The organism is Sphingomonas sp. 4RDLI-65 (assembly GCF_049472435.1).
Lineage (GTDB): Bacteria > Pseudomonadota > Alphaproteobacteria > Sphingomonadales > Sphingomonadaceae > Sphingomonas.
On sequence record NZ_JBCEBT010000005.1, the window covers coordinates 203,270 to 228,390 of the forward strand.

At 65.5% G+C, this 25,121-nt stretch carries 34 protein-coding genes and 1 tRNA gene; 24 read left to right on the plus strand and 11 right to left on the minus strand.

The features are described 5' to 3' along the window. Positions 1-63 precede the first annotated feature (63 nt). Genes VH567_RS13330 through VH567_RS13340 form a run of 3 tightly spaced genes read left to right on the plus strand, consistent with a single transcriptional unit; the run spans position 64 to position 2,297 of the window. The gene (locus VH567_RS13330; protein ID WP_423326738.1) at positions 64-858 is read left to right on the plus strand and encodes a DODA-type extradiol aromatic ring-opening family dioxygenase; all 795 of its coding nucleotides are present in this window, start codon (positions 64-66) and stop codon (positions 856-858) included. Positions 859-868: 10 nt separating this feature from the next. Beyond that, positions 869-1,441, plus strand: coding sequence for an NADPH-dependent FMN reductase (locus tag VH567_RS13335; protein WP_423326739.1), 573 nt, complete (start codon positions 869-871; stop codon positions 1,439-1,441). Between the two features lies 1 nt (position 1,442). Continuing rightward, complete coding sequence (locus VH567_RS13340; RefSeq protein WP_423326740.1) at positions 1,443-2,297, plus strand: pirin family protein; 855 nt, start codon at positions 1,443-1,445, stop codon at positions 2,295-2,297. On the opposite strand, the gene VH567_RS13345 is transcribed toward VH567_RS13340, so the two are convergent. Next, positions 2,294-3,163, minus strand: a complete 870-nt coding sequence (locus VH567_RS13345; protein WP_423326741.1) for a peptidylprolyl isomerase — start codon at positions 3,161-3,163, stop codon at positions 2,294-2,296. The genes VH567_RS13340 and VH567_RS13345 overlap by 4 nt on opposite strands. 88 nt (positions 3,164-3,251) lie before the next feature. Here VH567_RS13345 and VH567_RS13350 point away from each other — a divergent pair. From VH567_RS13350 to VH567_RS13360, 3 genes are all read left to right on the plus strand, one after another. Beyond that, positions 3,252-3,342 (plus strand) — tRNA-Ser (locus VH567_RS13350). Positions 3,343-3,354: 12 nt separating this feature from the next. Next, on the plus strand, positions 3,355-4,170 hold the full coding sequence (locus VH567_RS13355) for a tyrosine-type recombinase/integrase (RefSeq protein ID WP_423326742.1): 816 nt from the start codon (positions 3,355-3,357) through the stop codon (positions 4,168-4,170). A gap of 18 nt (positions 4,171-4,188) precedes the next feature. Beyond that, entirely contained in the window at positions 4,189-4,890 is a 702-nt protein-coding gene (locus VH567_RS13360) for a tyrosine-type recombinase/integrase (RefSeq protein ID WP_423326743.1), read from the plus strand. Between the two features lie 451 nt (positions 4,891-5,341). Here VH567_RS13360 and VH567_RS13365 read toward each other — a convergent pair whose 3' ends face one another. Both VH567_RS13365 and VH567_RS13370 read right to left on the minus strand, forming a co-directional pair. Beyond that, a complete protein-coding gene (locus tag VH567_RS13365) occupies positions 5,342-5,563 on the minus strand; it encodes a helix-turn-helix transcriptional regulator (RefSeq protein WP_423326744.1) in 222 nt (73 codons plus the stop codon). Between the two features lie 10 nt (positions 5,564-5,573). After that, on the minus strand, positions 5,574-5,696 hold the full coding sequence (locus VH567_RS13370; protein ID WP_423326745.1) for a hypothetical protein: 123 nt from the start codon (positions 5,694-5,696) through the stop codon (positions 5,574-5,576). Positions 5,697-5,725: 29 nt separating this feature from the next. Here VH567_RS13370 and VH567_RS13375 point away from each other — a divergent pair, with 29 nt between their 5' ends. Further along, on the plus strand, positions 5,726-5,971 hold the full coding sequence (locus VH567_RS13375; RefSeq protein ID WP_423326746.1) for a hypothetical protein: 246 nt from the start codon (positions 5,726-5,728) through the stop codon (positions 5,969-5,971). Between the two features lie 368 nt (positions 5,972-6,339). After that, positions 6,340-6,561: a hypothetical protein gene (locus VH567_RS13380; RefSeq protein WP_423326747.1), complete on the plus strand. Its 222-nt coding sequence runs from the start codon at positions 6,340-6,342 to the stop codon at positions 6,559-6,561. Positions 6,562-7,131: 570 nt separating this feature from the next. On the opposite strand, the gene VH567_RS13385 is transcribed toward VH567_RS13380, so the two are convergent. Together VH567_RS13385 and VH567_RS13390 are read right to left on the minus strand one after the other, a co-directional pair. After that, positions 7,132-7,380, minus strand: a complete 249-nt coding sequence (locus tag VH567_RS13385; RefSeq protein ID WP_423326748.1) for a hypothetical protein — start codon at positions 7,378-7,380, stop codon at positions 7,132-7,134. Beyond that, a complete protein-coding gene (locus tag VH567_RS13390; protein ID WP_423326749.1) occupies positions 7,377-7,745 on the minus strand; it encodes a hypothetical protein in 369 nt (122 codons plus the stop codon). Before VH567_RS13390 ends, VH567_RS13385 begins: the two co-directional genes overlap by 4 nt. 218 nt (positions 7,746-7,963) lie before the next feature. Here VH567_RS13390 and VH567_RS13395 point away from each other — a divergent pair, with 218 nt between their 5' ends. Genes VH567_RS13395 through VH567_RS13405 form a run of 3 tightly spaced genes read left to right on the plus strand, consistent with a single transcriptional unit; the run spans position 7,964 to position 9,328 of the window. Then, positions 7,964-8,683, plus strand: coding sequence for a hypothetical protein (locus tag VH567_RS13395; protein WP_423326750.1), 720 nt, complete (start codon positions 7,964-7,966; stop codon positions 8,681-8,683). A 7-nt stretch (positions 8,684-8,690) separates the two neighbouring features. Then, positions 8,691-8,957 carry a hypothetical protein gene (locus VH567_RS13400; RefSeq protein ID WP_423326751.1) on the plus strand — a complete coding sequence of 89 codons (267 nt, stop codon included), beginning with the start codon at positions 8,691-8,693 and terminating at the stop codon, positions 8,955-8,957. A gap of 38 nt (positions 8,958-8,995) precedes the next feature. Beyond that, a complete protein-coding gene (locus VH567_RS13405; protein WP_423326752.1) occupies positions 8,996-9,328 on the plus strand; it encodes a hypothetical protein in 333 nt (110 codons plus the stop codon). A 1-nt stretch (position 9,329) separates the two neighbouring features. Here VH567_RS13405 and VH567_RS13410 read toward each other — a convergent pair whose 3' ends face one another. Beyond that, entirely contained in the window at positions 9,330-9,494 is a 165-nt protein-coding gene (locus tag VH567_RS13410; protein ID WP_423326753.1) for a hypothetical protein, read from the minus strand. 249 nt (positions 9,495-9,743) lie between these two features. On the opposite strand from VH567_RS13410, the gene VH567_RS13415 reads away from it, so the two are divergent. From VH567_RS13415 to VH567_RS13425, 3 genes are all read left to right on the plus strand, one after another. Continuing rightward, positions 9,744-9,974 carry a hypothetical protein gene (locus tag VH567_RS13415; protein ID WP_423326754.1) on the plus strand — a complete coding sequence of 77 codons (231 nt, stop codon included), beginning with the start codon at positions 9,744-9,746 and terminating at the stop codon, positions 9,972-9,974. A 20-nt stretch (positions 9,975-9,994) separates the two neighbouring features. Next, positions 9,995-10,378, plus strand: a complete 384-nt coding sequence (locus tag VH567_RS13420) for a hypothetical protein (protein ID WP_423326755.1) — start codon at positions 9,995-9,997, stop codon at positions 10,376-10,378. 82 nt (positions 10,379-10,460) lie between these two features. Further along, on the plus strand, positions 10,461-10,751 hold the full coding sequence (locus tag VH567_RS13425) for a hypothetical protein (protein ID WP_423326756.1): 291 nt from the start codon (positions 10,461-10,463) through the stop codon (positions 10,749-10,751). 766 nt (positions 10,752-11,517) lie between these two features. Here the strand turns inward: VH567_RS13425 and VH567_RS13430 are convergent. After that, complete coding sequence (locus VH567_RS13430) at positions 11,518-11,652, minus strand: hypothetical protein (RefSeq protein WP_423326757.1); 135 nt, start codon at positions 11,650-11,652, stop codon at positions 11,518-11,520. Between the two features lie 170 nt (positions 11,653-11,822). Next, on the minus strand, positions 11,823-12,047 hold the full coding sequence (locus VH567_RS13435; RefSeq protein ID WP_423326758.1) for a hypothetical protein: 225 nt from the start codon (positions 12,045-12,047) through the stop codon (positions 11,823-11,825). A 553-nt stretch (positions 12,048-12,600) separates the two neighbouring features. Here VH567_RS13435 and VH567_RS13440 point away from each other — a divergent pair. Next, positions 12,601-12,936, plus strand: a complete 336-nt coding sequence (locus VH567_RS13440; RefSeq protein ID WP_423326759.1) for a hypothetical protein — start codon at positions 12,601-12,603, stop codon at positions 12,934-12,936. Here the strand turns inward: VH567_RS13440 and VH567_RS13445 are convergent. Then, complete coding sequence (locus tag VH567_RS13445; RefSeq protein WP_423326760.1) at positions 12,911-13,084, minus strand: hypothetical protein; 174 nt, start codon at positions 13,082-13,084, stop codon at positions 12,911-12,913. The two genes, VH567_RS13440 and VH567_RS13445, sit on opposite strands and share 26 nt — an antisense overlap. Here VH567_RS13445 and VH567_RS13450 point away from each other — a divergent pair. Beyond that, entirely contained in the window at positions 13,083-13,385 is a 303-nt protein-coding gene (locus VH567_RS13450; protein ID WP_423326761.1) for a hypothetical protein, read from the plus strand. The genes VH567_RS13445 and VH567_RS13450 overlap by 2 nt on opposite strands. Further along, on the plus strand, positions 13,385-13,615 hold the full coding sequence (locus tag VH567_RS13455) for a hypothetical protein (RefSeq protein ID WP_423326762.1): 231 nt from the start codon (positions 13,385-13,387) through the stop codon (positions 13,613-13,615). The genes VH567_RS13450 and VH567_RS13455 overlap by 1 nt, the downstream gene beginning before the upstream one ends. A 146-nt stretch (positions 13,616-13,761) precedes the next feature. Here VH567_RS13455 and VH567_RS13460 read toward each other — a convergent pair whose 3' ends face one another. Continuing rightward, entirely contained in the window at positions 13,762-15,222 is a 1,461-nt protein-coding gene (locus VH567_RS13460) for a sensor histidine kinase (protein ID WP_423326763.1), read from the minus strand. Beyond that, positions 15,212-15,877, minus strand: a complete 666-nt coding sequence (locus VH567_RS13465) for a response regulator transcription factor (protein ID WP_423326764.1) — start codon at positions 15,875-15,877, stop codon at positions 15,212-15,214. Before VH567_RS13465 ends, VH567_RS13460 begins: the two co-directional genes overlap by 11 nt. Positions 15,878-15,968: 91 nt before the next feature. Here VH567_RS13465 and VH567_RS13470 point away from each other — a divergent pair, with 91 nt between their 5' ends. From VH567_RS13470 to VH567_RS13500, 7 genes are read left to right on the plus strand one after another with little or no spacing between them, the layout of a single operon-like run. Next, the gene (locus tag VH567_RS13470; RefSeq protein WP_423326765.1) at positions 15,969-17,051 is read left to right on the plus strand and encodes an ABC transporter substrate-binding protein; all 1,083 of its coding nucleotides are present in this window, start codon (positions 15,969-15,971) and stop codon (positions 17,049-17,051) included. Next, entirely contained in the window at positions 17,048-18,529 is a 1,482-nt protein-coding gene (locus VH567_RS13475; RefSeq protein WP_423326766.1) for a porin, read from the plus strand. The genes VH567_RS13470 and VH567_RS13475 overlap by 4 nt, the downstream gene beginning before the upstream one ends. A gap of 34 nt (positions 18,530-18,563) precedes the next feature. Then, a complete protein-coding gene (locus VH567_RS13480) occupies positions 18,564-19,865 on the plus strand; it encodes a CitMHS family transporter (protein WP_423326767.1) in 1,302 nt (433 codons plus the stop codon). 4 nt (positions 19,866-19,869) lie between these two features. Beyond that, positions 19,870-20,577, plus strand: coding sequence for an alpha/beta fold hydrolase (locus tag VH567_RS13485; RefSeq protein WP_423326768.1), 708 nt, complete (start codon positions 19,870-19,872; stop codon positions 20,575-20,577). 31 nt (positions 20,578-20,608) lie between these two features. Next, positions 20,609-22,015, plus strand: coding sequence for an L-serine ammonia-lyase (locus tag VH567_RS13490; protein ID WP_423326769.1), 1,407 nt, complete (start codon positions 20,609-20,611; stop codon positions 22,013-22,015). 10 nt (positions 22,016-22,025) lie between these two features. Next, the gene (locus VH567_RS13495; RefSeq protein ID WP_423326770.1) at positions 22,026-24,059 is read left to right on the plus strand and encodes a M3 family metallopeptidase; all 2,034 of its coding nucleotides are present in this window, start codon (positions 22,026-22,028) and stop codon (positions 24,057-24,059) included. Further along, positions 24,056-25,120, plus strand: coding sequence for a PLP-dependent cysteine synthase family protein (locus VH567_RS13500; RefSeq protein WP_423326771.1), 1,065 nt, complete (start codon positions 24,056-24,058; stop codon positions 25,118-25,120). Before VH567_RS13495 ends, VH567_RS13500 begins: the two co-directional genes overlap by 4 nt. Position 25,121: the final 1 nt, after the last annotated feature.

A 25,121-nucleotide genomic window follows, 5' to 3' on the forward strand; every position in this document is an offset into this window, starting at 1 on the left:
CGGCAACGCAGCGTTGCCATTCGCGGCCTTCCGATAGCCGCCACCGCCGCCTACCTCAAGGCCATGACAAACTCCCGCCAGCCAAGCCTCTTCATCCCGCACGGTGGCGGGCCCTGTTTCTTCATGGACGACCCCGTCGGCAACTGGACCGGTATGGCCGCGTACCTCCGATCGATCGCCGCCTCGCTGCCCGAAAAACCAAAGGCGATCCTGGTCGTATCCGGCCACTGGGAAACGCGCGGCTTCGCGTTCACCGGCGCCGCAACGCCGCCACTGATCTACGATTACGGCGGCTTCCCCGCGCATACCTACGAGTTGCGCTACGACGCGCCCGGCGACCCCGCGTTGGCCGCTCGCGCCGCCGACCTGATCCGCAAAGCCGGCCTGACCGCCACCATCGACCCCAAGCGCGGCCTCGACCACGGCGTCTTTATCCCGATGAAGGTCGCATTCCCCGACGCCGACATCCCAGTCGTCGAAATGTCGGTCGACCGCGATCTCGACCCTGCGCTACACGCCGCTGCCGGCCGCGCGCTTGCCCCGCTGCGCGACGAAGGCGTGCTGATCGTCGGCTCGGGCATGAGCTTCCACAACATGCGCGGCTACGGCGACCCGCGCTTCACCGCACCGTCCGAAGCGTTCGACCAGTGGCTGACCGCCGCGGTCGAGTCCGAACCCACCGCGCGCACCGCCGCGCTAGCCAATTGGGCCGAAGCCCCCGCCGGCCGTCTCTCGCACCCGCGCGAAGAGCATCTCCTACCGCTGATGGTCGCCGCCGGCGCCTCCGACCAGCCCGGCGCACAAGTCTACGAGGAGCGAGTCCTGCAAACCGCGATCTCCGGCTACCGCTTCAACTAAAGGAATTTCCATGGCTCTTCCCGTCCTGCTCGCCATTTCAGGCAGCCTGCGCCGCAGCTCGTACAATGGCGCGATCCTTGCCACGCTTGGCGAAGCAGTCGCCGACAACGCCACGCTGACGATCTTCCCGCTGAACGACGTGCCCCTCTACGATCAGGATGCCGACACCGACACGCCCCCCGAAGCCGTCGCAGCCCTGCGCGCAGCGATCGCCAAAGCCGATGGGATCGTCATCGCCTCTCCCGAATACAACCACGGCATGTCCGGCGTGCTGAAGAACGCGCTCGACTGGGCCTCGCGCCCGCACGGCAAGGCGACGCTCACGGGAAAGCCGGTCTTCACGCTCACCTCGTCACCCGGCGCAGTCGGCGGAGCGCGCGCCCACGCGCAACTCAACGAGACGCTTGCCTCGATCGGCGCGCGGACCGTCCTGCGTCCGCAGGCCGTCGTCGGCGCGGTGCACGAGAAGATCGCCGACGGTCGCCTCACCGATCAGCGCACGCTCGACTTCCTCAAGGCCGGGGTCGACGACCTGCTCGCCGACATCGCCCGCCCTACCGCCGCCGACCGTGAGGCATCCTGAGATGCGGCGGGTCCTCAACCAATACCCCGCCCAGCGCGACGACATCGCCGATCTCGTCACCCGCCGCCCGCTACCGGGGCCGGGCCTGCCCCAAGTCGATCCGTTCCTGTTCCTCAACCATCACGGCCCGCAGACCTATCGCCCCGGCAATACCGGCCTCCCGTTCGGCCCGCATCCGCACCGCGGGTTCGAGACGGTCAGTTTCATACTGAAAGGCGAGATGGCGCATCTAGACAGCGGTGGTCACGAGAGCGTCATCCGCGCGGGCGGAATCCAGTGGATGACCGCAGGCTCGGGCCTGATCCACGCCGAAATCTCGCCCGCCTCGTTCAAGCGCGATGGCGGTCCGCTGGAGATCCTGCAACTCTGGGTGAACCTCCCCGGCCGGCTCAAGATGACCAAGCCCGCCTATACCGGCCTCCAGCGCGAGGACATTCCCGCGATCCCGGTCGAAGGTGGCACCGTGAACCTGATCTCGGGCAGCTTCGGCGATGATCGCGGCCCGATCGAATCGCTGACCGGTGTTGCGATGATGACCGTCGAACTCGAAGCCGGCGCCAAGGTCAACCTGCCAGCGCCAAGTGGCCGCGCGGTCTTCTTCTACGTCGTCGCCGGCTCGCCCTCGGCCAACGGCACACCGATCAAGCCGCATCATCTCGCCACGTTCGGCAGCGATGGCGACACGATCACCGTCGAAACCGAAACTCCCGCGACGATCCTCTACGGCCACGCCGACCCGATCGGCGAACCCGTCGTCTCGCACGGCCCGTTCGTCATGAACACGCGCGAAGAGATCGTGCAGGCGATCGAAGACTATAACGCAGGCCTGTTCGGCAAGCCGCCCGTCATCCGCTAGGGCGCTTTACGCACCGGTGGCAGCGCGGCGCAGATGTCCGCGCCGCCTGCCGGTACCGTAAAGAACGGCCCCGCCCGATTCTCCCGCGACGCGATCCAGACGGTGAACCGCACATTGTCCGCCGCGCGATACTGGAAATGCGGTCGCTCGGCCGCCGGCAGGTCGCTCGCCAGCCGCGCCGACACGATCGGGTTTCGTTCGCCCTCGGTCTCGTAGAACCCAAGGTCGCCGGTCCCGCGCGGCAATGACGACAGCCACTCGATCCCGTCGATCACCCGGCCCACCACTGCGATGTTGCGGTCCAGCGCCCGCGGAGAATGGCCGATCACCGTATACAGCTCCGCGCCGCTTCCCGTGCTCGGCGCCAGGTCGCGTGCGACGCCGACCATGCCATAGCAATGCGGCAGCCACTCGGTCGCGCCATTGCCTGCCAGCGGCCAACCGTCGCGGCTAAATCCCGCCCATTCGGCATAAGGATCGCGCTGCGACAGCCGCGCGACGGTCGTCGGTCCGGCATGCGAATATTCCGCCGGCGGGTTGGCAACGACGCCCTCGACCAGCGGCTTCTTATCGGTCGCATCGCCCCATTGCGCGACGTAATTGTCCTGCAACCGGTACACGCTCGTTCCCCGGTCCCACCAATGCGCCGCGGCCAGTTTCCGAATATTGGCGACATGCACGGGCGCGTACCGAGGCGCGAGCCGCACGGTGAAGTGGTGTCCGTTGGCCAGCGTGAACACGAGCAATTCGTCGTCTGGCACCGCCATCCAATCCGCCGGCAACGGATCCGAGGGAAGTGTCGCGGCGGCCGGGGGTGGGGCGGCAACGGCTTGGGCGAGCGCGGCAGCGAGAAGGAGATTCAGCATGTCGGGAGACTGCCCGAGCGCGTCCTTGCACGCAATCGCTTGCGCGCACGTGAAACCCGCACTAGCAGACCCCCTTCCAGAGCAATGCGGAGCGGTGGCCGAGTGGTCGAAGGCGCTCGCCTGGAAAGTGAGTATACGTCAAAAGCGTATCGTGGGTTCGAATCCCACCCGCTCCGCCACCATTCCATATTTTGCCGTTCTTTCCCGTTCGCCGGGCCCAATTTATGGCGGTTTTCTGGGCTTTTCGCGGCATTGGCTGTGCGCCCCTGTGCGCTACCGTCCATGCATCGGTATGGCACCTCGCATGGTATGAACTTCGAAATGGATGGTATGAGGCGTCATCATGTTCAACGACGCCAAGGTCAAAGCCGAAGGCCAAGGACACCGCTTACAAGCTGGGTGATTCTGGACAGCTCTATCTTTACGTCACGCTAGCCGGTGGCCGCCATTGGTGGATGAATTATGCCTATGGCGAGCCAACAAAGCCCGGCGGTCGGATGCCGCAGAACACGCTTTCTCTCGGGTCATACCCGGCGCTGACTCTTAGCGACGCTAGGCGGAAGCGCGACGAAGCGAAGGCGACGCTGGCCGACGGCCGTGATCCTGCCGTCAAGCGCAAGATCACGGCGAAGGCCCGCGCCTTCGCTGACGGCAACACGTTCGAGATCGTCGCGCGCCGATGGGATACGTTGCGCAAGCCGAACCGGTCGACCGTCCATGCGGAGGACGTGATCGAGAGCCTCGAGAACGATATCTTTCCCGCGATCGGTGACCTGCCGATCCGGCTCATCCTCGCGCCGAAGCTGCTCGAGGTGCTGAACAAGGTCGAGGAACGCGGGGCGATCGAGACGGCTCATCGTCTGCGCCAGCGGGTATCTTCCATCTTCGTGTATGGTATCGCTGCCGGCCTATGTGAAGCGGACCCGGCGGCCAGCCTCGGCAAGGCGCTGAAGAAGCAACCCCGCGCGACGAAGCAGCCGTCGATTATCGACGGCATCGAAGACTAGGACGAGCGTATCGCCGCGGTGCGCGCGGTGCTGATCAACTGCGACAACGAGCGCTGCCGAGCACTGACGAAGTTCGCCTTGCAGTTCCTGTCATTGACCGCGGTCCGACCGAACGAGGTCCACGGCGCTCGCTGGGATCAAATCGAAGGTATCGACTGGGCCAAGCCCGACGCACCCGCCCCGGCGGCGCTGTGGCGGATCGCTGCGGCGCGTATGAAGGGCGACGAGGATCGGAAGGCCATTAAGGCCGGCGATCACCTCGTGCCGCTCGCTCCGCAGGCGGCCGACCTGATCCGCGTCGTGCGGCGGCTGTCTGGCGACCTGCCGATCATCTTCCCCGGCGAGCGCCATGCACACCGGCCGATGTCAGAGAACACGCTGAATGCGTTGCTAAAGCGGGCAGGTTATCATTCCCGCCACGTCCCCCACGGCTTCCGTGCCGCATTCTCGACGGTCATGAACGAGCGCGCCGATCGCCAGTGGCGCGAGGCAGGGCACAAGGGCGCGTCGCCGGATCGCGCGATTATCGATCTCATGCTCGCGCACGCTCCGAAGGATAAGGTCGAGGGCGCCTACAACCGGGCAGCGTACATGCCACGGCGGCGCGAACTGGCGTGCGAGTGGGCGGCGATCCTTGCGGCGGACCTCACCACGTCCGATGCACATTTAGGCCAGCCGATCAGGTGGGCTGAGACGTCGCCGAAGGGGCCGCGGGGTTAGCCTATCCGAGCTAAATCTAAATTCCCTGAAATGCTCGGGCGATCATGACAGCTTCCCTGCGCGGGTGATCCGATCGGGAGAAAAGCGATGAAACATGGCGTGATGTATGGACTGTTTTTCACAGTAGGCGCGTTATCTTCTGTGAATGTCAGCGCGCAAGAAGGCACATGGTCGGCGTACCAATGCCAGTTGGTAGCAACCGGATGTATTAATAATTACGCCGAGTTCGATACTCCCAATCAATGCTGGGACGAGTACGCGGGCTCGCACTGTCCACCGCCGAGTAACGACTTACCCTTCGACCATGACTATGGGGGTAACCCGTTTCCCAATGCACCAATTGCATCTCCTGACGGTCCGAGATAAAGGCGCTGCGGCTACTGATTACGCTTCAATTAGCTGTCGAGGCGGTCCTAAAACTGGCTGAGTCGCAAGTACGCGAACGTTAGTGCTAAGCCGCTCTGGCTTCTTTGATCCGCGCCACCCAGGCGCGGACCTCGGCTTCGCTCCAACGCGATCCAACACCGCCGGGCTTGTATGGTGCTGGAAATCCGCTTTCCCGGATGAGCCTATAGATTCGGGTGCGCTTCAGCCCAACGATGTCCTCGACGACTTTGAGCATAACCAAGCGATCGGCGTTGGCAGTGACGCGTTGGCCAGCTTTGCGGGTCATCGTTGGTACCTCATTTCGAGAGCATCGAGCCGGCGATCGATCCCGGCCGGCAGTTCGTCGCGGTCAGCGGTACGGCGAGCGCATCCGCGACTGTGTGCGTCTGGACGCCGTGGCACTCGATGGCCAACTGCACAGACGACCTGGGGGCAGGAGCCAGACGTCATGTTGAAGACCATGTGGAATATGCCCGCCGAATTATTGCGCACCGGCGTCGATGCCGATGATGCCGAGTCCGGGGACGAGCGTCTCGCTTCTGGATCGCTAAAGCAGATGATCGAGGCGTTCGACGAGCACGACGGCGGGGAGGCTGAAGCTATCGTCATCAAGTGCGCCGGCCGCGATCGGCCGATTACCGCGCACGAGATCCGAGGCCTGCGACGGGGACAGGTTGCGGCGGCAGAGGCATGACCACTAGCAGTCCCGCCGACTGATCTTCGTGTTACGGGGCGGGCGCTTTCGGTTTGCGCAATCGCGATAGGATACAACGCATTTGCACCCCGGGGGCACGGGGACCAAATGGCCGAGTGATGCTGCGACGCAGCAATGTCTTGTCCGAGGTTCCTATGTTCTCCCTGATCGCCCTCTACTTCGACTATCGTAACGCGCGGAATGCACGTGCCCAGACCTTCGCGACGGTCGACGCGCGAGCTGCTCGTCCTGCAAACGATGTGGGTTCGAACCGCGCGGCCGCAAAGGTCGCTTAAGTCTGCGGCGCCTCTGGTACGCTGGCGCCGCTGCGGTATGGCAGCGGAGCAAGCGAGCAACGAGGCACTACCATGACAGCCACGATTATCACCCCCAGCGGCCCCGGCGCGATGGAAGCCGGCCTTGTCCTTGACGAGGAAGGCGGCCGCTTCGTCGTGCTGACGTTCAAGGAGCCGAAGGGTGAGCCCACTTTGGTCACCTTCACGGTTCCGATCTTCCAGAACTACGTCGAGCATCTGGTCCGTACGGCAAAGGCGGCCAACGAGGATGCCAACTGGGGCATTCCCGGCTGACGGTGATCGCTGCAGCGTGACGCGGCGATCATTTGGAACGGCATCGCCTATCTCGCCCTGGATCATCGTTGATATCTGTTCCCGCGTTGAATTGTGGCTGGCGGCGCGAGCGAGCGACCTGGGCGACGAAAACGATCGATGGTGTGCGCCTTGGCAGCCCTGACGACGCGCTTCGTCGTGCGATCAATGATCATGTCTGCGACCTTACCAGCTGCGCAGTCGGCGACGTACAGCGCAGCCTGCGCGGCGAAGGCGTTGCCCGCCATCACGCAACCCGCCGCAAGGGGACGACCGTGCTGTCAATCTCGCGGCCCGAGCCGACGCGCTCGCCGTCATCGTGACCGCCGCCCGCACTGGTTCGCGCAGCTCATTTACCGCAACCGCAAGTTTCGTGGGTCACCGGGAACATCGACACCGGGAACGGCGAGTTCCCTTGGACCACGCTGAGCGCCCGGCGTTCGCATGTGCCTTCATCCGCCGCGCACGAAGGATCGCGCTGGGCGTTGGCCAGCTTCGGACCCATGCGCCGCCAGTGGCGGCAGCTCGCGCACGAGTTCGCCGATCGGATCGTCAGCATGTAGGAACCTTCCCGTCCCATCGGCCGCACTCGCTTTCCTGGTGCGTGACCGGGAAGGCGCTGGCGACGTAGATGTCGCGCTCGATATCGTCGTACTCGGACAGTGGCACGCTCAGGCCGGGGAGCATCCGCGCGAGCAGCGTCTCGCCGATGCGCGGCGGGTTGTACCGGCAGTCGCCGAACTTCGTCGAGATGTCGCTCTCGGCGTAGCGATCCCAGAACCGGCAGGATTCGCAGGTCATGCTACCATCTCCACCTTGCGGGTCAGCAGCCGCTCGAGCCGTTTGAAATAGTCGAGACGGCTTCGTGTGCTGTCGTCGTACAGCCACAGGCTGCCGTCCCGCTGGTTCCACCAGACGTCCTTCAGCGCCGACGGATTGCGGCTAAAGTACACGGCGTGCCTCAGCGCAGTTTCGTCGTAGTTGATGAAGCCGTCCTGCCTGCGAAATCCGAGTGGAACGTAGTCGCGGTTGAGCGGCAGATACGCGTGCTTACGACCGGCAACGCCGATGCGCTGGTACAGGTATGGCATCCAGATTTTGAAAAACGTCGGCGTGTTGGCCATGCCGTGCCCGCAGGTCAGGGCCGCCGCTTGATCCAGGGTCACGAGGTTGCCTCCCCGGCCTTGGCGGCGGCGTGCATCTCCCGCTCGAGCCTGTAGCTATGCTGGGCGGGTTTCCCGCTCGATAACCGCGGTCACACTTTCGAAGTTTTCTGGCTCGGCGTCGTACCCGAACTGATGGATCGCACCATTCGGCAGTTCCAGATAGTCCGGGTACCAGTCACCGAGGCCGGCGGGATTGTATCCGCGTCGAATGCGGCAATGTGATCGCCGACAATATCACGATCGACGGTTCCGCCGGCAGCGGGGTTAAGGTGCAAGGCGCGGCCGGGTTCTCGATCCGCCGCCTGCGCGCCTATCGTTGCCACGACAATTGCCTAGTGGGCGGGAACCCGGGCACCGACGACTTCTATGCAGACGAGGTCATCGCGCTCGGGACCGCCAAGCAAAACACCGTCTTTCTGACGGCGAACCTCGCCAGTGCGAAGACCGACGACTTCATCGAGTGCGCGAAGCTCAGCAACATCGTCGCGCTGTGGGCGGGCGATAGCGGTCTCGAGCTTGGGATCCATGTTCGTGATCCGCAGGTCACGAATGCTACCGTCGGCAAGAGCCGCAAGCCCGCGCTGCTCTGGCGGGATACCGTCCGGCCGATCTGCACCGAAATCAAGTTCGAGAGCCTGCCCTACGACCAGCAGGCCTACGACAACACGCCGTTGGCGAACGTCGTGCAGCACGATGACGGCGGGTGGCCGGTCAACGGCACGCTGTCGATCTTCAAGTCTTCACCAGGGCCGTTCAAGCGGGGCTTTGCATACACCGATATCTCCTACGTCACGATCGAGGGCGGTCAGGGACTGGAGGGTGGCGGCTACGCGGCTGATGGGTCGGATCATACGACTCCGTTCCTCGTGCTCGGCAACGACCTCGCCAACATCACGATGCGGAACAACACCGGCTTCGGCTGGGCGGCGCCGGTTTGAAGCGACGGTGATCGACCGCATGCACGACGTCGCGAACAAGACGGTTCGGATCGTCGTGGTTGGCGGCAACGACGACGCATCGTTCGATATCAGCTTGGGCGCGGGCACGACCACCAAGCGCCGCGGTACCGCAGAATGGGTTGGCTCTGCAGGCGCTGCCGATTTCACCGGTGTCGCAGTCTACCCAGTGTCCGGCCAGCTGATCGCGCGACGTCGCGGACCCGACACTGGCCAGCCCGACAGTAGCCGGACATTTCAAAGGAGCCTCATATGAACGGACAATAGGCCCTCGCCGCGGCGAAGGTAGCACTCGTGACCAGCGGAGGTTTCGCCGCCCTCGGCACCGGCGTTCGGCTGCGCATCTCGGACGGCATTCGATTCCTGCTCGGCTATCCCGACGAGCCTGTGATCGAGGGCGATCTCATCGTCGAGACGGTCGACGGCGTCCTGACCGGCGATCTGCTTCTAAACCGCGTGCCGGTGATCTCCGCCGACGCGAGCGCGGCGATCGTGCATTCGGCATGGCTCGTCGGGTCGACCGGCGCGGTCGCCTGCCAGGTGTCGCTGGATCCGCGCCGGCCGATCGTCGGCGGCACCGGGAACGAGGTGCAGGTCGTTGGCCTCCGCTGGACCCTGCCCACCTAACTCACCGTGAATTTCTTGGCTTGGTCATTTCCTCCCACCGTCGCAGCTCTTCGAAGTGGCGCTGTCGGACCTGGCGTCTGAAATCGCGTCGACGGTGTTTTCTGACATGACTAGCGAGCAGCGCGGCAACGACGGCGACCAGCGCCAACACGAGAACTTCGGTCATCGACCATCTCCCTCAGTGTGCAGCGCAGCATAGTCCATTTCGGATCTATCCGCAGCCCCCATCCGCGGCACTGCTCGCACGACCTGTCCCGATAATGCTTGGCTCGCTTGGCGTCGCAACCGCGGGCGGGACCTTTGGAACCACTCGGTCACGATCTGGCGCGTTGCCGGGTTCTGCTTCGCGCTGGCGATCGTCATCCGCTGCGGCGGTGAAGCGATCTCACTCTGGAACTGGAACCCGCGCGATCCAGTGGCGACCGGTTGGTATCTGACGCTCAAGTGCTTCATAAATCCTTTTGCGCTGCTGTTCGGCGTAACCGGGCTTGGCATGCTCTATCTGTCGTCGCGCGGCATGGTCGCGCGGCTGCGTCGGCGTCCGTTCCCGATCGATATTTGGGCTAGCTTGCCCATGCTCAAACGTCCGGCCGCGATCGGCCTCCTCAGCCTCATCGCCGCGATCGGCGTGGTGTCCACTCGATGATCTGGAAAGCGGGGGCTACCATGGGGGCATTTCTACCGGTCGCTGCGGCGGCTATCGCCAGCGACCGCGGCGCAGTGGTCACGGTGGCCGGCCCGGCGATCTGGTATTTCGTCGGCTATCCTTTCGAAGCCGGCAGCATGATCGCGGCAATCTGCGCTTGTCTGGCGGTCCGGTTCTACGTCGTCCAGACTGGACGCGAGCAGCATCGCTGGACTGTCGACCTGCCGGTGACACTGCTCGCCGTCATGTTCGCCGCGGCCGGAGTAATCCGTCTGCGGCGTGATCCGGCGATGGCGCTGATGATCGGTACCGGCTTCGGCGCGCTTGGTGCCGGCATAATTGCCATCGCACTTGGCCGGTTGCGCAAGACTCTGCCCGGCGGCGAAGACAAGCCCGCCGCGTAATGGCCCTCCCCAATTTTGGAGATAAAGGGCGAGCCAACTGACGCGCTACCCGAAGCGCCTTGCCCTCGCGCTGGCGGCGTCGATGATGCTCGCCGACTGCGCGACGATGCCGACCCCGTCGACCGGGCAGGCTGCGCAGATCGAGTCCGCGATCGATCGGTCTCACGCTGCGTATGGCCGCATCGCGTCAACGGCCGTGCTCGTGCTCCCATTCTTGTCGCCGGAGCGCGCGGCGCGCGTGCGCCTGGCCATGTCGCTGGCGGAACGCGGTCTATTGGCAGCGCGGTATGCAGCAACGGCCTCGGAGCAGCTTGCCGCGCTGAACCAGGCAGTGGCAGCAACCGCGGTAATCGAGACGGCCGCAGGAAACTGAGCAGTATCGCGGCATCGCTCACCAAGGCAGAGATGACGCCAAGACAGGCCAGCCTGTATCAGGAAATTCTGAGATTGCACCGCAGCGGGGAGGCGTCTTGGGAAAGCTCAACCCGCTGCGATGTATAGGGTATATCGCCTGCCCAGCGCGACGATCAACAACCAAAGATTCCCGATTCGGAACAGTGTCGCGACGAGGACGTGTGACGAGCACGATTGAATAATACTCGCCGCGACAGCCAAAACTTAGCGAGCACGGCTTAAGAACGCACTCCGGGTTTTCTCCTGCCTGGGCTGCTCGGGTCGGATGAGTTCCCAGCGCGCGCCAACGCCGCAACGAAGTCGATATCTTGGGCCACTCCCACGTCTCGGCAAATCCCAGCGAACTGCGTATTCGCCCATGTCGATCGGAAGCTCTCTTTATGGGGCTGCCCTCGCCCGATCAGCGTTCGCCATAGCTCGTCGAACGACTCTCGGCTCTTCGTCAGCGTGATCGAATAGAGGTAGGCAAGGGCCAAGCGGACGCCGTGCTCGGGAGGTTTCAAGATCCCGTCGAACTGCAGCCTCCTGATCGCGCCGTGCGGAGAGGGTGCGGTGATCTGATCGACAGCGGCAGCGACGCGGCGCCAGTCCTCCACCGCTATCTGGTTTCCAATGACGTCGCCCAGCTGCGCGATGATATAGTCGGCGGTCAGCGCGCCATGCTCTGCAAGGATCGCTGATCGCCTTCACCATCACCTCGCGCTCGGTCATCACCCGGTCGGTCATCATCGAAACGACAGCCAGCCGAACGCGAGCAGCCCGGCGATCGTCACCGGGATCCAGAGCCACTGCCATCGCCTGACCGGCAGCGGCCCCCGCAATCCGCACTCGACGCGACCGCGGTCTTTCAGGCGATGCACGGTAGCGGGGCCTATATCCGGATCGGGTTCCGAGGCGGGGTACCTACCCTGCCCGATCCGGTCGCTGATGTTCCGAAGCCGGCACAACCTCGTCCGATGCAACTCGCAGTACGGCCGATATCTGATCCGTATGCGTTTTACCCAGACGAGGAAGGCCCTGAGTTCGGCGCTTAACAGCCGTAGTAAGTCTCTTCCTCGTAAAGGGTCGGTGTGCCGTTCTTGAAGAACGTCCCATCACAGAATCGGATCGATTGTCCAGAAATCTGCGTGTAGCTTTCGTCTGTATACCAGACGACCCGAAACTCCTGCTTCTTCCCTTGGGCCTGAACGGGCGCGGTTATCCCAACTGCGCAAAATGCTGCAAGTGCGGCCGCTGTCAGCACTTTTTTGAACATGACTATCTCCCGAGTCGTGAGATCGGCAGGAGAACTTTCTTACAATCCGTTGTCAACTGGGTCCGTGGCTTCTGACTGTCACAGCCACGCGTTCTATCCTGATGAGGCAGGGCAAAGTTCGGAGACTGAAAAAGAGCTTCGTGCGCTACCGCCCGTCCATCGAACGAGCCCCCGCACAGGGTCTTTGCCGACTCCGCTGTTGCCTCGCCCCGATCCGCGGCAGCGGAATGAATGTCCCCTCGGTGGGTCTCGCTGCGCGTCAATATGAAGGCGAGATACGAGAGGTTGCGACTGTCGAGCGCACGATTTACCCGATAAACTATCGAGTAATTACCGCGCTAATCATAGCTTGATAAGATGGTCTCCCGCTCCGCCACCCACCGGTCTCTTCGAATCCTGCGGTCTTGGGACGGGCTTTGTACATTCAGCGGACTGCTGGGTTTCAACCGAGACTCTGTGGTTTCGCGACGGAACCGATCGCCACCGCGGCGACCTTCGTTGAAACGCATTTGAACGGTTTGCCCGAATCACCTGAGCGGGCATAGGTTGCGATATGGAAAACACCGCATCGCCGCTCGACCTCTACACCCTCCTCCAAATCGCCCTGGAGGAGCGCAGCGAAGCCGCCGACGCGTTCGACCTCTTCAAGCAGGATGCCGTGATGGCGCATGCGCCCGCGCCCGGCGACGAGCCGGCCGTGACCAGCAACGATGCTGCGGAGGCTGCGGCCGAGGAAGTCGACGGGTTCAGTGCGGAAGTCCGGGACCTGTTGACTGAAGCGTCGGATGCAGACCTGACGAACGCCTATCGGCAATCCGGTGGCGAGGTCGGGCATCCGGTTGCCGAAGCATTGCTGGGCGAGATCAAGCGTCGCGGTCTCGCAGTCTGACCAGCATGTAGCTGTGCCGGTTCAGGTCGCGGCGCGAGATCGGCGACGAGGCGATGTCGATCGGCGTCCGGCCGGCGGGGTGCATGGCACCACCCGCGATCTGAGGGGTTGTCCTGTCGAGCCATGCCGGCTTGAGGGTTAGCATCATGAAATTGACCGCAAAATTCGATACCAGGCGCGAAGCCGAAATGACGGTGGAGCGGCTCGTGCAGCAATTCGAGATCGATCGCGCGAAGGTCGTGATTGCTGCCGATGGGAACGAGAATACGGCAGGCGTCGCAGAAGACGGTTCGGACAACAAGGCCGGCGGACCAAGCCCCGAAGCCCGCGACGATGCCGAACTGAACGGCAAGGTCGTCGTGCACGTCGAGGTTGCCGACGAGGCGACTGCGAGCGAAGTGCGCGAGGCGTTCAACGAGTTCGACGCCTCCGAGCAGGCCGCAACGTAATGACGCCCGACACTGCAACCCAGACGCGACAGCGCGAGATCGCCACCGAGCATCTGCTGTTCAAGCTCATGGAATATGTCGAGGCGCGGCACGCCGGGCTTCTCGACTTCATGGAGCAGAGCCTGGATCATCTCGGCGACCCGGCGACCGACGATACCAAGGACGACGAGGCGGTCCGCCAGATTGCCCGTGGTCTGATCGTGGGCGCGCGGAAGCAGGGCGTGCACTGAGCGCGCACCGTCCGGCATCGTGAGATGGCGGTCGTGCGTGCAGCCGGCCGCCTCTCGCTACCTCCCTTAAGCCGCGACCTGTCAGGCTTCGGCGATCGCGCGCCAAGCCGGCTCGGTTGAAAACGTCGCGGGGCAGCATGTCCGGATCATCTGTTTCGATCGACGGCGGCCGAGGATCGCGGAAATCGCAGGATCAAGGTCGTGCCGTGATCGACGTCGGCAAATGCGATCGTCGCGTTCAGCCGGGCCGCGGCGGATCGGACGATGGCGAGGCCGAGACCGCTTCCCTCCGGGCTGTCGACGCCGCCGAGGCGGACAAACCGATCGAACACCGTAGCGCGGTGGGATGGAGCGATGCCGGGGCCGTCGTCGGCGACGATGATCGTTGTATCCGCCGCCGTCGCGACGAGCCTGACCGAAACCGTGCCGCCAACGCGCCGATCGACATGATTATAGCGGATCCCGTTGTCGATCAGGTTGGACAGGATCTCGAAGATCAGCGTGCGGTGGCCGGAGACGATATACGGCAGGTCGCCCGCCTCGTCAGCCTCGCTATTTTCGACGTCCAGGGTCAGGTCGACACCGGCCTCGATCGCCTGGTTGATCCGGCGGGTGATGACCGCGGCGGCGACTTCGCGGAGGTCGACCGCCTCGAGTGGTGCGGATACGCCGGCCTCCTCGGCGCGGGCGAGCGCGAGCAGTTGCGTGACGAGGCGTTCGAGCCGGGCGACCGCGTCGGCGATCTCGTCGAGCGCCTCGCGGCGTTCTGCGTCCGAGCCGCGGCGGGCGAGTGCGACCTGGACCTTCAGCACCGACAGGGGCGTGCGCATCTGGTGCGAGGCGTCGGCGGTGAAGCGTCGGACGCCGACGGTGGCTGTGTCGAGCTGCGCCAGGAGGCGGTCGAACGCGCCGGCGAGCGGGCGGAGTTCGCTGGGAAGCGGGCCGGTGTCGAGCGGCGAGAAATCGGGGCGGGCGCGTTCGTCGCGCGCTTCGACTGCGCCGCGGAGGCGCGCGAGGGGACGGAGGCTCCAGCCTAATGCGGGGCGGAGGAGCAGCGCCGCCGCACCGACCAGGACGCATTCGCCGATCAACAGCGCTAGCATCAGGCGGCGGGTGAGTGCGCCGCGGTTGTCGAGCGTCTCGGCGATCTGGACGATGACCGGCTTGTCGATGCGAGGGAGCGATCGGCGGACTTCGGCGATCCGGATCTGCTGGTTGCGGTAGCGGGCGAAGCGGTAGCGCGGCACGTCGACCGCGAGCGTTGCAGGATCGGGGGCTGGTAGGTCCGCATAGCCGGTCAGCAGGTCGCTGCCGACGGCGACACGGTAATAGACGTTATCGCGCTCGGTGTTCTCCAGCATCCCGAACGCGGCGGCGGGCAGGTCGAGCGTCACCTCGCCGCGCTCGACCTGCACCGTCTCCGCGATCGCGCCGAGTGCCCCGCCGAGCACGCGGTCATTGGTGCGGCGGACGACGTCGGCGATCAGCGTCGCGCCGACCACGCCGATCAGGATCGCCGCCGCCAGCAGCGGGCCGAGCACCGCTGCCAGCAGGCGCGTCCTGAGCGCGAGCGCGCGCCGTTCCGTACTCGGCGCCTCAGCCAGCATCGAGCATGTAGCCGACGCCGCGGACGGTGCGGATACCGGGGCCGTCCGGCGCGAGCTTGGTGCGCAGGCGGGTGACGTGGACCTCGATCGCGTTGCCGCCGACCGGCTCGTCGAACCCGAACACTTCGCCGATCAGGAGTTCGCGGGGCACCACGCGGCCTGCGCGTGTCGCCAGCGTTTCCAGCACCGCGCGTTCGCGACGGCGCAAGTCGAGCGCGCGGCCGGCGATGTCGGCGTCGCCAGTCGAGCGGTTGATCGTCAGCGTGCCGACGCTGAGCACCGGGAGCGGATCGCCGCCGCGTCGACGTCCGAGTGCGCGCACACGCGCCTCCAGTTCTTCGGGCTCGAACGGCTTCCGCAGGTAATCGTCGGCGCCGAGGTCGAGACCGCGCACACGGTCGTCTAGCGCATCGCGTGCGGTAAGCATCAGCACCGGCACCCGCTCGCCGCGACGGCGCAGCGTTTCGAGCACCGAGAAGCCGTCGATACCCGGCAGACCGACGTCGAGGATCACCAGCGCATAGGGCTCGCCTGCGACCACCGACAATGCGTCCTCGCCGGTCACCACGTGATCAACCGCATTGCCACCCGCGCGCAGCAACGCGCCGATGCTGCGCGCGAGCGCCGCGTCGTCCTCGATCAGCAGGATGCGCATGAAAAACCATGAAAGGTTGGTGACAGGTTCGGTTCGTACTCCACCGATGCAGTCTATCCGAACACAGAGACGGAAGGCGAGGAGAGTGATGATGGCCCGAATTTTTCTGAAGATGGCACTGCTGGCTACGAGTTTCGCCGCGACTCCGCTCGTAGCACAGCGCCCGGCGGGCTATCCGCGATCCTACGACCAGTTGATCTCCGACGCGCGTGCCGAGCGGCAGGTGCGGATCTACGGCAATGCCGATCGCGCCGAACTGCTGCCGGTCGTCTCCGCGTTCCGGAAGCGGTATCCGGGGATCACCGTGCTGTACGCCGATCTCGGCTCGACCGAGATGTATCGCCGCTTCGTCACCGAGACGCGCGCCAGGAAATTGTCGGCGGATCTCGTCTGGTCGTCGGCGATGGACCTTCAGGTGAAGCTGATCAACGACGGCTTCGCGCAGGGCTATGCGAGCCCCGAAAAACCCGCGCTGCCGCCGGTGTCGGTGTGGAAGAACATGGGCTTCGGCGTCACCGCGGAGCCGATCGGGATCGTCTACAACAAGCGTCTCGTGCCCGCCGCGCAGGTGCCACGCACGCATGCCGCGCTGGAGACATGGCTGCGGAAGAACGTCCGCGCGCTCAACGGTCGCGTCACGACGTTCGACCCGGCACGCTCCAACGTCGGCTATCTGTATCTGTCGGAGGACCTCGCGATCACGCGCGATACGCGGTCGCTGCTGGAGGCGATCGCGGCGACCAAGCCCGTCCTCGCGCAGACCAGCGAGCCGATGCTGCGCGGCGTCGCCGAGGGGCGGCAGGCGATCGCGTACAACGTCATCGGCTCGTACGCGCTCGAGCGGGCGCGCACCGACCCGCGGATCGGCGTCGCGTTCCTCCAGGACTATACGATCGTCACCTCGCGGATCGCGTTCATCGCGCGTGAGGCCGCGCACCCGGCGGCGGCGAAGCTGTTCCTCGATTTCCTGCTGTCGCGCGAAGGCCAGTCACTGCTCGCCAAGCGCAGCCTGTGGCCGGTCCGCACCGACGTGGCCGCCCGCCGCCTTCCCCAAGCCCAGGCGCGCCCGATCCGCGTGGGCCCGCAACTTCTCGTCAACCTCGACCGCGTCAAGCGCCAGCGTTTCCTGCGCGACTGGACCGCGATTCTCGCCACCGGAGCCAAAGCCCAATGACCCTCTTCCGTACCGGGTGCGCCGCACTCGCCTTGATTGCAGCAACCCCGGCACTCGCGCAGGCTCCGACCGACGCCGACCTTGCCGCGCTGGTACGTGCGCAGGCTGCCGAGATCGCCGCGTTGAAGTCGCGGCTCGACCGGCTGGAGAACAACGCCGCCGTCACGCAGGCGTCCGCGCCGGCAGCACCCTTGCAGGCAGCACCGCAGGCGGTCGCGCAGAACACCGAGCCGCGTCGCACCGTGCCGTTCGCGCCGCAGCTCGCCCCTCCCGGCCCCGCCGACCGTAGCGTCGCGCAGGCGGTCGCCGCGCGCGACAATCCGTCGGGCGTGACCACCGAATGGGGCGCCGGCTTGCCCGTCTTCCACTCCGCGGACGGCGTCTACACGTTCAAGCCGCGCGGCCGCATCCTGACCGACGTCAGCTCCAGCTTCGGCTCGAAATACGACGGCCGCAACATGACGACGACCGGCATGCGCGCACTCCGCCTTGGCCTCGAAGGCGGCGTCGGCACGCATTTCTTCTACCAGTTCGAGAGCGATTTCTCGGAGAACGAGGTCGACGTCGTCACCGCGTTCGTCGGCTGGCGCAACAAGATCAAGCCCGGCCTCGATTACGACGTCCGCGCCGGTCATCTGTTCAACGACCGCAGCTTCGAGGGCTCTACGGGCTCGGATTCGACGCCGTTCCTCGAACGCTCCACCGTCTCGACCGCGATCATCCCGCAGCGTGGTTTCTACGGCATCGGCGTAATGCCGCGCATCTTTTGGAAGACCGGCCACGCCTCGGTCACCGTCACCGGCGACCGGATCGACGGCATGCAGACGGTTGGCGACAGCCGCACGGTGCTCGGCCGCGCCCATTGGAACCCGATCAAGTCGGATACCGGCGTACTGCACATCGGCGCGTGGGGCTTCGACGAATCGCTATCGTCGGTCGCCGGCACACTGACCCGCAACACGGTGATCGGCGGTCGCTTCAACGGTGCGCTACGCGTGTCGACCGGGCCGCTGATCGGCGGCACGGGTACGACCGGCTACGGCGTCGAGCTGGGCGGGTATCGCGGGCCGTTGTGGGTGATGGGCGAAGCAGGCCGCCGCAACGCGCGGCTCGACGGCGGACGTCCCGATTTCGTCAGCAAGGCGTGGAGCGTCTCGGGCGGTCTGTTCCTGACCGGCGACCTGCCGCCGTACAACCCGCGGCTTGGCAGCTTCGGCCAGCCCAAGGTGTTGAAGCCCACGTTCGACGGCGGGGTCGGCGCGATCGAACTCACCGCGCGCTACGAAAGCCTCGATTTCGACAATCTGCTGACCGGCGGCGATGGCTGGGCGGCAACTGTAGGCGTCAACTGGTACCTCAACAGCTTCACCCGTTTCCAGGTGAACGCGATCCAGTGGAACACCGACAACCGCGCCGGCGACTATGTCGGCAACGACAGCGGGCAGACGCTCAGCGCCCGGGTCGGCGTCACCTTCTGATCTCCCTATTCACGCCCTTTCCTAGGACGATGCGATGAACCTTGCCCTGCTCGGCTTCCTGATGGTCGCCACGTTCATGACGTTGATCATGACCAAGAAGATGACGCCGCTCGTCGCGCTCATCGTGATTCCGTCGATCTTCGGCGTGTTCGCGGGCGAGGCCGCGGGTCTCGGCCCGATGATGATCGACGGCATCAAGAACCTCGCACCGACCGGCGTCATGCTGCTGTTCGCGATCCTGTTCTTCTCGACGATGACGGACACCGGCCTGTTCGATCCGCTGGTCGGGCGGCTGATCCGGATGGTCCACGGCGATCCGATGCGGATCCTGATCGGAACGGTCGTGCTGTGCGCGCTCGTCAGCCTCGATGGCGATGGCTCGACGACGTACATCATCACGATCGCCGCGCTGCTGCCGCTCTACAAGCGCTTCAACATGAACCGGCTGTACCTCGTCTGCCTGTTGATGACGACGAGCGGGATCATGAACCTGACGCCGTGGGGCGGGCCGACCGCGCGTGCCGCGAGTGCCTTGAAGCTTGATCCGGCGACGCTGTTCCTGCCGCTGATCCCCGGCATGATCGCTGGCCTCGCCTTCCTGATCGGTCTGGCCGTGTATTTCGGCCGCAAGGAGCGGACGCGGATGGGTGAAGCAGGCATCACCGCGGACACCGAGTTCACCGGCATGGCCGTCTCGCAATATCCTGAGGCGCGCCGGCCCAAGCTGATCTGGTTCAACGCCGCGCTCGTCATCACGCTGCTGACGTTGCTGGTATGGGGCATCCTGCCGCTGTCGGTGCTGATGATGCTGGCGTTCGCGATCGCGATGATCGTCAACTATCCCGGCGTCGCCGACCAGAAGGAGCGCATTTCCGCGCATGCCGGTAACGTGCTGGCGGTGGTGTCGCTGATCTTCGCGGCGGGCATCTTCACCGGTATTCTCGGCGGCACCGGCATGGTCGAGGCGATGAGCAAGGCGGTGGTCGGTGTGATCCCGCCCGCGCTCGGGCCGTACATGGCACCGATCACCGCGGTGCTGAGCATGCCGTTCACCTTCTTTATCTCGAACGACGCGTTCTATTTCGGGATGCTGCCGATCCTCGCCGAGGCCGGCGCGCATTACGGCGTCGCGCCTGAGGCGATCGCCCGCGCGTCGCTGATGGGCCAGCCGGTCCACCTGCTCAGCCCGCTGGTGCCGTCGACCTATCTGCTGGTCAGCCTGGTCGGGATCGATCTCGCCGATCACCAGCGCTTCACGCTCGTGCCCGCGGTCGCGGTCTGCGTTGTGATGACGATCATCGGCATGATCGCGCTCGCTTTCCCGTTCGTGGCCTGATCCGATGGCCATTCCCCGCACGCAAATCCGCAACCGCATCCGCGCCCGTCGTCTCGAACGGTTGCGGACCCCGCTGATCCTGCTCCCGGCGATGGGCTGCGACGGGCAGCTCTGGGCCCGCCAGATCGTCGACCTCGCCGGCATCGCGCAGGTCGAGTTCGGCGACCTGTCGCAGGACGATACGCTGTCGGCGATGGCGGCGCGCGTGCTCGCCAGCGCACCGGCGAGGTTCGCGGTCGCAGGCGTGAGTCTCGGTGGCTACGTCGCGATGGAGATGGTGCGGCAGGCGCCGGATCGGATCGAACGGATCGCCTTGTTCGGCACGCGCGGGTCGATGGACGTCCGCCCGCGCACGGTGGCGGGGCAGGGCATGCTCGCCACCGCGCCGCATGCCGATCCACGGCTGTCGGCAAACGTCAGTGGCCCGGCGCAGGCGATGGCGGACCGCGTCGGTGCGATCGTCTTCGAACGCCAGCAACGCGCGTTGCTCGCCCGACCCGACATCAGCGAAGCGATCGCCGCGATCCACGTGCCCACCCTGGTCGCGGTCGGCGATCGCGACCGAATCTGTACGCCCGAGGACGCGCTAGCGCTCTCGTTGCGGATCCCGGGCGCCAGCTTCCACCTGCTGCGCGGCTGCGGGCACCTGTCGCCGATGGAACGTCCGGGCGAGGTCACCGCGGTGCTGCGGCAATGGCTGAAATCCGGCTGACATCTGCGCCCGCGCGGTGCATGGCGCGTAGATGGATCCGCTGACCTTCGACCGCCCCGACGAGCGCACGCGTGCCCGACCCGACTGCCACCAGGCGATCAGTATCCTCGACCTCTTCACGATCGGGATCGGGCCGTCGAGTTCGCATACTGTCGGGCCGATGCGTGCTGCATGGTTGTTCGCCGATCTGGTCGCGGATGAGAAGCCGGTGGCGGTGCGCGTCGATCTGTATGGCTCGCTGGCGCTGACCGGGCGCGGGCATGCGACCGACAGCGCGGTGATGCTGGGGCTCAGCGGTGCGCAGCCGGAGACGATCGATCCGGACCTGATTCCGGTGCGGCTGGCGGCGATCCGGTCGAGTGGGCGGCTGGTGCTGGCGGAGCGGGTCGAGATCGGGTTCGAGGAGAGCCAGCACCTGCTGTTCCATGCGCAGACATTTCTGCCGGGGCATCCCAACGCGGTGACCTTCACCGCCGCGTTCGCCGACGGGCGGACTGTCGAGCGGACCTATTTCTCGATCGGCGGCGGCGCGATCGTCGAGGCGGGGTCTGGGCCGGTCAAGGCTAACATCCTGTTGCCGCGGCCGTTCTCGTCGGGGGCGGAATTGCTCGCGACGGGCGATGCGACGGGGATGACGATCGCCGAGATCGTCCGCGAGAACGAGATCGCGTGGCGGCCGGACAGCGAGACGGATGCGTTTCTCGATGCCGTCCGTGGTGCGATGTTCGCGTCGATCGATCGCGGCTGTCGGCAGGGCGGTATCCTGCCGGGCGGATTGAAGGTGCCGCGTCGGGCAAAGGCGCTGTTCGAGGGGTTGCAGGCTCGCGATACTGCCGCTGATCCCTCTGCCGTGTTCGAATGGGTGAGCCTGTACGCGCTCGCGGTGAACGAAGAGAATGCCGCGGGTGGCCGCGTCGTCACCGCGCCGACCAATGGCGCAGCGGGTGTGCTGCCCGCGGTGCTGCGGTTCTATGAAACCTTTACCAAGGACCCGACGGCGAAGGGCGCGCACGATTTCCTGCTGACCGCCGCGGCGATCGGCTTCCTCTACAAGAAGCGCGCGTCGATCTCGGCGGCGGAGATGGGGTGCCAGGGCGAGGTCGGCGTCGCATGTTCGATGGCGGCGGGGGCGCTGGTCGCAGCGCTCGGCGGCACCAACGAACAGATCGAGAATGCGGCAGAGATCGGCATGGAGCATAACCTCGGCCTCACCTGCGATCCGATCGGCGGGCTGGTCCAGATTCCGTGCATCGAGCGCAACACGATGGGCGCGATCAAGGCGATCAACGCCGCGTATCTGGCGCTGCGGGGGGACGGTCGCCATATCGTCAGCCTCGATGCGGTGATCGAGACGATGCGCCAGACCGGTGAGGACATGCGCTCGCAATATAAGGAGACGTCGCTTGGTGGCCTGGCCGTCAACGTCGTCGAATGCTGAAGGATTCCAAATGACTGCCCCGACGAACCCGCTTCTCGATACGCTGTCGCTGCCCCGTTTCGCCGAACTGTCGCCCGACCAGATCGCACCGGCGCTGGACGAGGCGATCGCGCGGCATGAGGCGATGGTCGAGGCGCTGACGACCGCACGGCCGACCGATTTCGCGGGTGCGTGGCTGCCATACGAGCGCGCGAACACCGAGATCGGCGCGATCTGGTCGGCGGTGTCGCACCTGCACGGCGTCGCGGACACGCCCGAGCTGCGCGCGGCGTATTCGGAGGGGCAGAAGCGGCTCGTCGAGAACGACATGAAGGTCGGGCAGAACCGCGATCTGTACGAGGTGTTCGTGGCGTTGAGCGTGTCGCCCGAGTTCGCCGACTTGGCCGTTGAAGACCGGGTCGCGGTCGAGCAGGCGATCCGCGACTTCACGCTGTCGGGCGTGGCGCTGGAGCCAGACGCACGCGACCGGTTCAGCGAGATCTCGGTCGAGCTGTCGGGCCTGTCGAACGAGTTCGGCAGCGCGGTACTCGATGCGACCGATGCGTGGTCCGAACTGGTGACGGACGAGGCCGATCTCGCCGGAATTTCGGACGCGGACAAGGCGATGTTCGCGGATGCAGCTAAGGCGAAGGGGCAGGCGGGTTGGCTCGTCACGCTGCAACAGCCGAGCGTCAACGCCGTACTCACCTTCGCCGAGAACCGCGACCTCCGCGCCCGCATGTACCGCGCATTCGCGACGCGTGCGTCGGACCAAGGGCCGAACGCGGGCGAGTTCGACAACAGTGCCCGGATCGCGCGCATCCTCGAACTCCGGCACGAGGGCGCCAAGCTGCTCGGCTTCACCGATCCGGTCGCGTGGTCGCTGGAGACCAAGATGGCTCCGAACGGCGCCGAGGTGATCGCGTTCCTGCGCGATCTGGCGCGGCGCGCGAAGCCGGCGGCCGAGCGCGACCTCGCCGAACTGAAGACGTTTGCGGCCGAGCAGCTTGGGATCGCCGATTTCGAGCCGTGGGATGCGGGCTTCGTGTCGAACCGGCTGCGGCAGGATCGCTATGCGGTCGATGCGCAGGTGGTGAAGACGTATTTCCCCGTCGAGCGCGTGATGGAAGGCTGGCAGACGCTCATGCAGCGCCTGTTCGGCATCAAGCTCGTCGAGCGCGAAGACGTCTCGCTGTACCACGACGACGCCCGCTTCTTCGACGTGGTGGACGAAAGCGGAACGGTGTTCGCAGGCCTCTATCTCGACCTGCACGCCCGCACCGGCAAGCGCGGCGGCGCATGGATGGCGCAGGCACGGCCGCGCCTGCATGACGGCAACACCGTGACGGTGCCGGTCGCGTATCTGGTTTGCAACTTCGCACCCGATGGTGGTGAAACGCCGTCTTTGCTGAGCCACAACGACGTGACGACGCTGCTGCACGAGACTGGCCATTGCATCCACTTGCTCTTCACCAAGGTGAACCGGCCGAGCATCGCCGGCACCAACGGGTTCGAGTGGGACGCGATCGAGCTGCCGAGCCAGCTGATGGAGGATTTCGCCTGGGACAAGGCCGTGCTGACCGGCATGTCGGGCCACTACAAGACCGGCGAGAAGCTGCCCGCCGACCTGTTCGAGCGGATGGTGAAGGCGCGGCATTTCCAGGCGGGGATGTTCATCCTGCGCCAGATCGAGTTCGCTCTGTTCGACCTGCTGCTGCATCTCGGCACGATGGGCAGCGATCCGATCGAGGTGATCGAGGCGGTGCGCGACGAGGTGGCGGTGATCCGCCCGCCCGAATGGCACCGCTTCCCGCACGCGTTCAGCCACATTTTCGCGGGCGGCTACGCGTCGGGCTATTACAGCTATCTCTACGCGGAATTGCTGGCCGCGGATGGCTTCGAGGCGTTCGCGGAAGCGGGGCTCGTCGATCGCAAGACCGGCGATCGGTTCCGCGAGGAAGTGCTTGCGCGCGGGGCGACGCGACCGGCGGCGGAGAGCTTCCGCGCGTTTCGTGGCCGTGACCCGGAGCCGACCGCGATGCTGATCCGCCACGGGCTGCAATGACGGCAAAACGCGTCGACCGGCACTGGTTGTCGGAGGCGGTGCGGCGGATCGAGGCGGACTATAACCGGTCCGCCGACACCCACCTGATCCGCGTCGACCTGCCGCGTTTCCCCGGTATCGTCCTGTATCTGAAGGACGAGAGTTCGCACCCGACCGGCAGCCTCAAGCATCGGCTCGCGCGGTCGCTGTTCCTGTATGCGCTGTGCAACGAATGGATCGGGCCGGAGACGACGGTGATCGAATCCTCTTCGGGGTCGACCGCGGTGTCGGAGGCGTATTTCGCGAAAATGCTCGGGCTGCGGTTCATCGCGGTGGTGCCGGCGACGACCGCAAAGCCCAAGCTCGACGCGATCCGCTTCCACGGCGGCGAGATCCACATGGTCGACGATCCGCGCACCGTCTACGCGGTATCGCACCGCTTGGCGGCCGAGACGGGTGGGCATTATCTCGACCAGTTCACCTATGCCGAGCGCGCGACCGACTGGCGCGGCAACAACAACATCGCCGAGAGCATCTTCGCGCAGATGGCCGAGGAGGAGCATCCGTGCCCGTCTTGGATCGTCTGCGGCGCGGGGACGGGCGGCACGTCGGCGACGATCGGGCGCTTCATCCGCTATTGCCGGCACGACACCAAATTGTGCGTCGCCGACCCGGTGCACTCGGTGTTCCACCGGCATTTCGAGGATCGTTCGGTGGTCGCGTTGCCCGAAGGGTGCGCGTCGCGGATCGAGGGGATCGGACGGCCGCGGGTCGAGCCGAGCTTCGTGCCCAGCGTGATCGACCGGATGATCGCGGTCGAGGATGCCGACAGCATCGGTGCGATGCGCGCGCTGTCCGACCGGCTCGGGCGGCGTGTCGGTGGCTCGACCGGGACCAACCTCTGGGCGTGCGCGCAGATCGTCGAGGAGATGGCGGCGGCGGGTGAGACGGGGAGCATCGTCACCTTGTTGTGCGATGGCGGCGACCGCTATGCCTGCACCTATTACGACGATGCATGGCTCGACGATCGCGGGGTCGCGTGGACCGCGGCGGCGGCGCGGATGACGCAATTTCTGGGCTGAG

Coding starts and splice junctions, on each gene's coding strand:
- VH567_RS13330 (WP_423326738.1), top strand. CDS start 64: ATGACAAACTCCCGCCAGCCAAGCCTCTTCATCCCGCACGGTGGCGGG.
- VH567_RS13335 (WP_423326739.1), top strand. CDS start 869: ATGGCTCTTCCCGTCCTGCTCGCCATTTCAGGCAGCCTGCGCCGCAGC.
- VH567_RS13340 (WP_423326740.1), top strand. CDS start 1,443: ATGCGGCGGGTCCTCAACCAATACCCCGCCCAGCGCGACGACATCGCC.
- VH567_RS13345 (WP_423326741.1), bottom strand. CDS start 3,163: ATGCTGAATCTCCTTCTCGCTGCCGCGCTCGCCCAAGCCGTTGCCGCC.
- VH567_RS13365 (WP_423326744.1), bottom strand. CDS start 5,563: ATGACCCGCAAAGCTGGCCAACGCGTCACTGCCAACGCCGATCGCTTG.
- VH567_RS13375 (WP_423326746.1), top strand. CDS start 5,726: ATGTTGAAGACCATGTGGAATATGCCCGCCGAATTATTGCGCACCGGC.
- VH567_RS13380 (WP_423326747.1), top strand. CDS start 6,340: ATGACAGCCACGATTATCACCCCCAGCGGCCCCGGCGCGATGGAAGCC.
- VH567_RS13385 (WP_423326748.1), bottom strand. CDS start 7,380: ATGACCTGCGAATCCTGCCGGTTCTGGGATCGCTACGCCGAGAGCGAC.
- VH567_RS13410 (WP_423326753.1), bottom strand. CDS start 9,494: ATGACCGAAGTTCTCGTGTTGGCGCTGGTCGCCGTCGTTGCCGCGCTG.
- VH567_RS13420 (WP_423326755.1), top strand. CDS start 9,995: ATGGGGGCATTTCTACCGGTCGCTGCGGCGGCTATCGCCAGCGACCGC.
- VH567_RS13425 (WP_423326756.1), top strand. CDS start 10,461: ATGATGCTCGCCGACTGCGCGACGATGCCGACCCCGTCGACCGGGCAG.
- VH567_RS13435 (WP_423326758.1), bottom strand. CDS start 12,047: ATGTTCAAAAAAGTGCTGACAGCGGCCGCACTTGCAGCATTTTGCGCA.
- VH567_RS13440 (WP_423326759.1), top strand. CDS start 12,601: ATGGAAAACACCGCATCGCCGCTCGACCTCTACACCCTCCTCCAAATC.
- VH567_RS13450 (WP_423326761.1), top strand. CDS start 13,083: ATGAAATTGACCGCAAAATTCGATACCAGGCGCGAAGCCGAAATGACG.
- VH567_RS13445 (WP_423326760.1), bottom strand. CDS start 13,084: ATGATGCTAACCCTCAAGCCGGCATGGCTCGACAGGACAACCCCTCAG.
- VH567_RS13455 (WP_423326762.1), top strand. CDS start 13,385: ATGACGCCCGACACTGCAACCCAGACGCGACAGCGCGAGATCGCCACC.
- VH567_RS13460 (WP_423326763.1), bottom strand. CDS start 15,222: ATGCTGGCTGAGGCGCCGAGTACGGAACGGCGCGCGCTCGCGCTCAGG.
- VH567_RS13465 (WP_423326764.1), bottom strand. CDS start 15,877: ATGCGCATCCTGCTGATCGAGGACGACGCGGCGCTCGCGCGCAGCATC.
- VH567_RS13470 (WP_423326765.1), top strand. CDS start 15,969: ATGGCCCGAATTTTTCTGAAGATGGCACTGCTGGCTACGAGTTTCGCC.
- VH567_RS13475 (WP_423326766.1), top strand. CDS start 17,048: ATGACCCTCTTCCGTACCGGGTGCGCCGCACTCGCCTTGATTGCAGCA.
- VH567_RS13480 (WP_423326767.1), top strand. CDS start 18,564: ATGAACCTTGCCCTGCTCGGCTTCCTGATGGTCGCCACGTTCATGACG.
- VH567_RS13485 (WP_423326768.1), top strand. CDS start 19,870: ATGGCCATTCCCCGCACGCAAATCCGCAACCGCATCCGCGCCCGTCGT.
- VH567_RS13490 (WP_423326769.1), top strand. CDS start 20,609: ATGGATCCGCTGACCTTCGACCGCCCCGACGAGCGCACGCGTGCCCGA.
- VH567_RS13495 (WP_423326770.1), top strand. CDS start 22,026: ATGACTGCCCCGACGAACCCGCTTCTCGATACGCTGTCGCTGCCCCGT.
- VH567_RS13500 (WP_423326771.1), top strand. CDS start 24,056: ATGACGGCAAAACGCGTCGACCGGCACTGGTTGTCGGAGGCGGTGCGG.